General features: G+C 46.3%; 5 protein-coding genes. 4 read left to right on the top strand and 1 reads right to left on the bottom strand.

Annotation, left to right across the window (positions count from 1 at the left end):
• Window positions 1-155: 155 nt before the first annotated feature.
• From RIG66_RS15990 to rpoD, 3 genes are all read left to right on the top strand, one after another.
• Window positions 156-824, top strand: coding sequence for a polysaccharide deacetylase family protein (locus RIG66_RS15990; protein ID WP_446379647.1), 669 nt, complete (start codon window positions 156-158; stop codon window positions 822-824).
• A 400-nt stretch (window positions 825-1,224) separates the two neighbouring features.
• Window positions 1,225-1,353, top strand: a complete 129-nt coding sequence (locus tag RIG66_RS15985) for a hypothetical protein (RefSeq protein ID WP_006104794.1) — start codon at window positions 1,225-1,227, stop codon at window positions 1,351-1,353.
• A 487-nt stretch (window positions 1,354-1,840) separates the two neighbouring features.
• Window positions 1,841-2,980: an RNA polymerase sigma factor RpoD gene (rpoD, locus tag RIG66_RS15980; protein WP_446379645.1), complete on the top strand. Its 1,140-nt coding sequence runs from the start codon at window positions 1,841-1,843 to the stop codon at window positions 2,978-2,980.
• Between the two features lie 345 nt (window positions 2,981-3,325).
• Here the strand turns inward: rpoD and RIG66_RS15975 are convergent, their stop codons facing one another.
• Window positions 3,326-3,478 carry a chlorophyll a/b-binding protein gene (locus tag RIG66_RS15975; RefSeq protein ID WP_446379643.1) on the bottom strand — a complete coding sequence of 51 codons (153 nt, stop codon included), beginning with the start codon at window positions 3,476-3,478 and terminating at the stop codon, window positions 3,326-3,328.
• Window positions 3,479-3,661: 183 nt separating this feature from the next.
• Here RIG66_RS15975 and RIG66_RS15970 point away from each other — a divergent pair, with 183 nt between their 5' ends.
• Entirely contained in the window at window positions 3,662-6,928 is a 3,267-nt protein-coding gene (locus RIG66_RS15970; RefSeq protein WP_446379642.1) for a glycoside hydrolase family 15 protein, read from the top strand.
• Window positions 6,929-6,966: the final 38 nt, after the last annotated feature.

The following is a 6,966-nucleotide window of genomic DNA, read 5'->3' as shown; positions in this document are numbered from 1 at the left end:
CTTAAATGGTTTATTTCCACGAACAGTTTTTACTCCGAATACTTCTTGAGCTATACAATTCTTCTCTTCCTTGTCTACTTTCCTTCCTTGTCTCCCTTGTCTTATCCCCACCCTAAAGTAAAAAACCTACACCTGTCAGCTCCCCCTCCTACCCTATGCAGTTTGCCCCCCTCTATCCCCTGCTGTACCCAATTCTGAAAACTGTCTTTCCTGATTGTCTTTGGTCAGGTTCACCCCAGTCGCGAACCATTGCGCTCACGTTTGATGATGGTCCTCACCCTCAGTACACCCCCCATCTTCTGCAAGTCCTAGAGCGCTACGATATCAAAGCTAGTTTTTTTTGGTTAGGGACTTGCGTTCAATCAGCCCCAACCGTTGCTAGTGAAGTGTACGCACAGGGTCACTGGATTGGATTGCATGGTTATCATCACCATTCCTTCCCGTTGTTGACACCCGATGCACTCAAGCAAAGTTTAGAAAAAACCCAAGCCACAATTACCCAAGCTTGTGGACTGAACTCCGATCGCCTGCGGGATGTTCGCCCCCCGAATGGTCTGTTTACTCCCCAAACTCTCAGATTATTACACCAATGGCATTACCGACCTGTGATGTGGAGTGTTGTACCAGAAGACTGGGTACGTCCTGGGACTTCAGTCGTTGTCCGGCGAGTCCTACAGCAAGTACAGAATGGATCACTCCTGGTCTTGCATGATGGTTACTGTGGAGGAGAAGATGTTACCCAAACCACAGCCGTGTTAATCCCAATCCTACTGAATCAAGGATTTAACTTTGTGACCATTGACCAACTCTGGCAACTCAAATAAGGCATTCTGACTGCGAACTCAGTTCTCGCTAGCGCTATCTGTAGAGTGGCATCAGCCAAAAACTGGCATTATTTCAACTATATATAGAGTTAAATGAGTTAGATCTCCCCTCTACTGTCTCCCCTCTGCCTTATCTCCATCTCCGACTGCCAGTTTACACAAGATGACATAAGCGTTACGTATTGTAACCATCTCGGCGAATTTTATTCAGATTTTAAACACAACTACTCCTATTGTGTGCTAAAACAAATGTTTTACACACCATCGAGCCTTCGTGACTTATGCATTACCTCTACCCTCAAAAAATTTGTTGCATGTACGCTGAACTTCGCTAACGTGGTCAAAGAAGAAGAATTCTCTCAATACAGAACAGAACGTTTGTACTAAAATAGGGTGTTTCATGAACTCTAGAGAAACTAAGGCTGTTGAAGTGTCAGCTAACTTCATTAAAATGGCTGATCACATTTCAGCGATTTGTCCGGGACGAACCAGTCGAGTCCCAGAGTACATTAAAGAAGGATTGACATAACCGGGAGACATCAAGCAGACGGATTCAGTTTCGATGGCTTTCCCCAGCGTAACAGTAAAGCTTACGACTCTATTCGCGTACTTCCATCAAGTTAAACTTTAGTCCCTCAATTCATTGGCCCATGCAAATCGAGGAAAGACAATCTATAATGGTTTCATTCTTTAGGCAAATATTCATTTCGATTTCGCGCAAAAGCTCTTAACCGCTGAAGATTATCAGCCAATCTAAGTTGCCCAAAAGCGCGAACAAGTTTTTTGAATTAAAGCTAGAATCAGAAAGTCTCAACAGCCGCCAGGAGGAAAAATTACTTTACCCGGCATTCATATCCCTATTGAGTTAAGAGGAATAAATTTCATCTGAGTTTCTCAGGCTCAACAATTCAATAACCGATTAGAATGCAAAAGTAAGATGAAATCGCTGGCTAAACTTTTAAGTAGATTATTAGACATCTACTGGTCTTTAACTGAAGGAGCATGAGGAAAAAGGCATGACCCAGGCACACGACGTACTTGCAACAATTTCTCAGCCTCAAAGCGAGTTTGAATTCTTGCTAGAGGATGACGCCACTCAAGATGATATGGCGGACGTAAACTCGGAAGCCGTTCAACCCCCGGAGGAGGCAGATGGTAAGCCTGGTAAGGTGCGTTCTACCCGCCGTCGCCCACAAGCGAAAAAGAAGCACTATACCGAAGATTCCATTCGCCTCTACCTACAAGAAATTGGTCGAATTCGGCTATTACGGGCTGATGAAGAAATTGAACTGGCGCGTAAAATTGCTGACTTGTTAGAGTTAGAACGGATTCGCGATCGCTTGTATGATCAGCTTGAGCGAGAACCGAAGGAAGGAGAATGGGCAAAGGAGGTAGAAATGGAACTTCCCGCCTTTCGCAAACGCCTTTTCCTGGGTCGGCGGGCAAAAGAGAAAATGGTGCAGTCTAACCTGCGTCTGGTTGTGTCCATTGCCAAGAAATACATGAATCGGGGTCTGTCGTTTCAAGACCTGATTCAAGAAGGATCTTTAGGACTGATCCGGGCGGCGGAAAAGTTCGACCACGAGAAAGGATACAAATTCTCCACCTACGCGACATGGTGGATTCGACAAGCCATCACTCGTGCGATCGCGGATCAATCTCGTACCATTCGCCTCCCCGTTCACCTTTACGAAACCATCTCCCGGATCAAAAAGACCACCAAAATCCTCTCTCAAGAATTGGGTCGCAAACCCACGGAAGAAGAAATTGCCGATCGCATGGAAATGACCATCGAGAAGCTGCGATTTATTGCCAAATCTGCCCAACTTCCCATCTCCCTAGAAACACCAATTGGTAAAGAAGAAGACTCTCGCCTGGGTGACTTTATCGAAGCCGATGGTGAAACGCCAGAAGACCAAGTATCCAAAAATTTGCTGCGGGAAGACTTAGAAAGCGTCCTGGATACCTTAAGCCCCCGCGAACGAGACGTTCTCCGGTTGCGCTATGGGTTAGATGATGGACGGATGAAAACCCTAGAAGAAATCGGTCAAATCTTTGCCGTGACCCGCGAACGCATTCGCCAAATTGAGGCAAAAGCCCTGCGGAAACTACGCCATCCTAATCGCAACAGTATTCTCAAGGAGTATATCCGCTAGGACTAGGACAATACCAGAAAGCTGGGGTTCTAGGATTGAACACCCAGCTATTCTTTCCCCATTGCTTAAGACCCAGGGTGCTGAAAAGCGTGCATTTTGGGTCGCCGAAACCCTTGATATACCGTAGTGTCGTGGCACACCTTATTTGATGAATTAGAATTACGCCCGGAAACCGTAGGGGCGCATGGCGTGCGCCCGGTTTAACCCTGAGCGAAGTCGAAGGGTTAAACGTCAAATCTAATCCACAATTTTAGCTGGGTCACGCCGCCATCGTGGGTTTCGACTCCGCTCAACCCACCAGCATACCAGTCAGTGCCATTCTGCTTAAGACTGTACGATGCCGTATTACAGAAGTCCCCAGAAATGTAACACACCTTGACCGGAAACATATTCCGTAATCAACGCGGCAATAAAGCCAATCATCGCTAAACGACCATTCCAATTCTCAGCGTTCGCCGTGAACCCAAATTTGGCTTCTTTTTGCTGTTGCTCGTCCATAACTTCGTTGTTTTGGTTACATTATGTAAATTAATGTAACGAATTGTTGGCAAAACGACAAGAATTGGGTCAAGGTGACGGAAAGATAGGTGAATATTATGTCCGGAATACTAAGAAAAATTACTCATTAGCTTTAACGAACGACTCCGGAAAAATAAATTTTGTTTAAAGTTTGATTAAGGGATGTCTATCACCGCCACTCAACTGCCCGCTCGACTCAACGATTATTACCAGCAGATTCGGATTATTCTCGATCGCCAAAATCCAATTACCGGATTATTACCTGCCAGTACAGCCGTCAACGCCCATGGTGACTACACCGATGCCTGGGTTAGGGACAACGTTTACAGCATTTTGGCGGTTTGGGGATTAGCCTTAGCGTACCGCAAACTTGACGCTGATAGTGGGCGCACCTTTGAACTAGAACAAAGTGTGGTCAAACTGATGCGGGGGCTGCTGTTTTGTATGATGCGGCAAGCCGCCAAAGTGGAACGGTTCAAAGACAACCAATCCCTGCTAGACGCACTGCACGCCAAGTACGATACCAGCACTGGCGATGTAGTCGTGGGGGATGATGAGTGGGGTCATTTGCAGCTTGATGCTACCTCCCTATTCCTGTTGATGCTGGCTCAGATGACCGCATCAGGGTTACACATTGTTTACACCATTGCTGAAGTGCATTTCATTCAGAATCTGGTGTATTACATTGGTCGTACCTATCGGACACCGGATTACGGAATTTGGGAACGGGGAAATAAAGTTAATCACGGGAATCCGGAACTCAACGCCAGTTCCGTAGGCATGGCAAAAGCCGCATTAGAGGCGATTAACGGGCTAGATTTATTTGGTGTGCGGGGGTCTCAAGCTTCCGTGATTCACGTTCTCCCCGATGAAATTGCGCGATCGCGGATTACGTTAGAATCCCTATTACCACGGGAATCAAGTTCCAAAGAAACTGATGCGGCGCTGTTAAGTGTCATCGGCTTCCCGGCATTTGCCATCGAAGACGTGGAACTGCTGGAGAGAACTCGTCAGAAAATAGTCGATAAACTACAAGGACTCTACGGGTGTAAGCGGTTCCTGCGAGATGGACATCAAACCGTACTCGAAGATACCACCCGCTTGCATTATGAACCCTGGGAACTGCAACAATTTGAACATATTGAATGCGAGTGGCCCCTATTTTTTACCTACTTAGCCCTAGATGGCTGGTTCCGGGGAGACATTGAACGGGCGCGGAATTATCTGGGGCGTTTGGATACATTGCTGGTTGAGCGAGATGGGATGCGCTTATTACCGGAAGTATATTACGTACCTGAGGACAAAATTGAAGCCGAACGCGCTTCTCCCCGTTCCCAGAATCGCAAACCCAATGAAAATTTGCCGCTTGTCTGGGCGCAGAGTTTGTATCTGTTTGCCCAAATGCTTCATGAGGAATTAATTACGCGGGGAGATGTTGATCCCTTAGGGCGTCATTTTTGCGTAGGGCGTCATCAAGATCCGGTAGTACAAATTGCGCTGTTGGCAGAGGATGAAGCATTACAGGCGCAACTGGCTGCTTATGGGATTGCCACCCAGACCCCCAAACAAGTCGATCCTGTGCAAGTACGTCAGGCGACTGATTTATCCCGATTGTATGCCCAAATTGGACGGTGTGACGCTTTGGGATTAACTGGACGCCCGATTCGACGCCTGCGAAGTTTGACCACATCTCGTATTTTTCGCTTCGGGCAAGAAACGATTGTATTTTTGCCGGCGTTTTTAGACCAGCAACAGTTTTATTTAACGCTGGATTATCATTTCCTGGTGGCTCAAATTAAAAGTGAACTGACGTATATTCAACGCCATTGGGGTGAGTTGGGACGTCCAACGGTGACGCTGCTGTTAACTCATCAGATGGTGCAGACGGCAGAAGAAACCAGTCATCCGGGACAAGAGCAACTTCAGGGTTCCGCTTTACTGGAATTAATCCAAGAATTGCAAGAGGGATTCTGTAATGGGGTGCGGGTCAAGTTAGGGCGTTTAAATCAGTTAATGCTCACAGCAGGCGTTGAACGCATTGATACGCTGCAAGGGTTTGAGTTTAGCGACTCTGCGGTTCAAGATGCAGCACCGCCTGAGTATTACCTGAGGAATCATCCGCGAAAAAATGGTCCGTTAAGTCATACGCAGGAATTCTTGCTGGAATGCGAAACGAATCTCCAACCCTTGCTCGATAGTTTGCGGCATTCAGAAAATTTTTATGAGCAAATTGAATTATTACGCACTCTGAAAAACTTGCGGGGGCTGGATTTTGATACAGGATTTGGTCAACCTCAACGAGTGGTGACGGTGGCGGATTTGCTGAATGAAGTGTATACCAGAGCCAGTAGTGAAGGAGCATCGCCTTACTGGGGTGTGATTCGTCAAGCGGCGGGGTTACTGAATAAAGTCGAAATTAGTTTGTCCGATGCGGTAACGGATATTTTGGTGCGCGGGAAACAGATTACTGTTGGCAAAGCTTACAGTGAGGCTTCTCTAATTAAAAACCCAATGTCTCATCTGGAACTCCGGGCAAAGATTGACGAATTTTGCCGAGAAGATATTCGCGATCGCGTTTTAACTCAGGAAATCCTGATTTACTTGAGTATTCTGATTAAATCCGAACCGCATCTGGTTGATGGCTTACTCACACTGCGAGTTGGGTATTTAATCCTGCTGTTGACGAGTGAATTAGCGGCTGAATTAGGCGTGACCCAGGATGAAGCTTATGAAGCATTGATGCGCTTAAGTCCCTTTGACATTAAAATGCGACTGCGTTCCTGTTTGGCAGGGTATGAAGGCGTTAACCAAAAATTACGCCAACAAGAATCGCTGCATGTTAAACAACCGCAATATGCGATTAATTGGGTGATATTGCCAGAGGAGCAAATCTATATCGACGAAGACCTAGCAACGGCGGGAAATTGGCTGAGAAAACGGCAAATGGATGGTAGTGCAGGTCGGGTTCCGAAAGACTTTTACCCGAAAGTCTGGCAAGTGATGAAACATTGTAAGGGTTTGGTGATTGGCGATAAATTAGAGCGTCGCAATCGACTGGATAGCCAACCCCTGCTCTCAGAAATGACACCTGGGGAAAAGAATTTTGCTCTGCGGGTTGAGCATTTACTCAATAAAATTCAAGTACCAACCTATCGACAAGTGAATATTGAGGCACTTGTGGAATTAGCCGCGATATTGGAACGGAATCCAGAGTTGGAAATTGAAGAATACATTGTCCTGGATGTTTTAATTGGTCATGCGGTACGTTTAGGCTGGTTGGAGCGATATCCAGAACGAGCCGATAAATATGACGAATATAAGGCAGCCGCTTGGCGGGCTTTTTATGATACGTCTCCTAAACAGTGTGCGGCTTATATTGCTAAGGCGTTCCAGTTTTTGGCACAAGTCGAACCTGCCAATGTTGTGTGATTTTGTCATTGGTCATTCGTCATTTGTCATTTGTCATT

This window comes from Coleofasciculus sp. E2-BRE-01, from assembly GCF_040221695.1.
Taxonomy (GTDB): Bacteria; Cyanobacteriota; Cyanobacteriia; order Cyanobacteriales; family Coleofasciculaceae; genus Coleofasciculus.
Note: the sequence above shows the minus strand (reverse complement) of the source record. Positions and strands in the feature narration are given on the sequence as shown.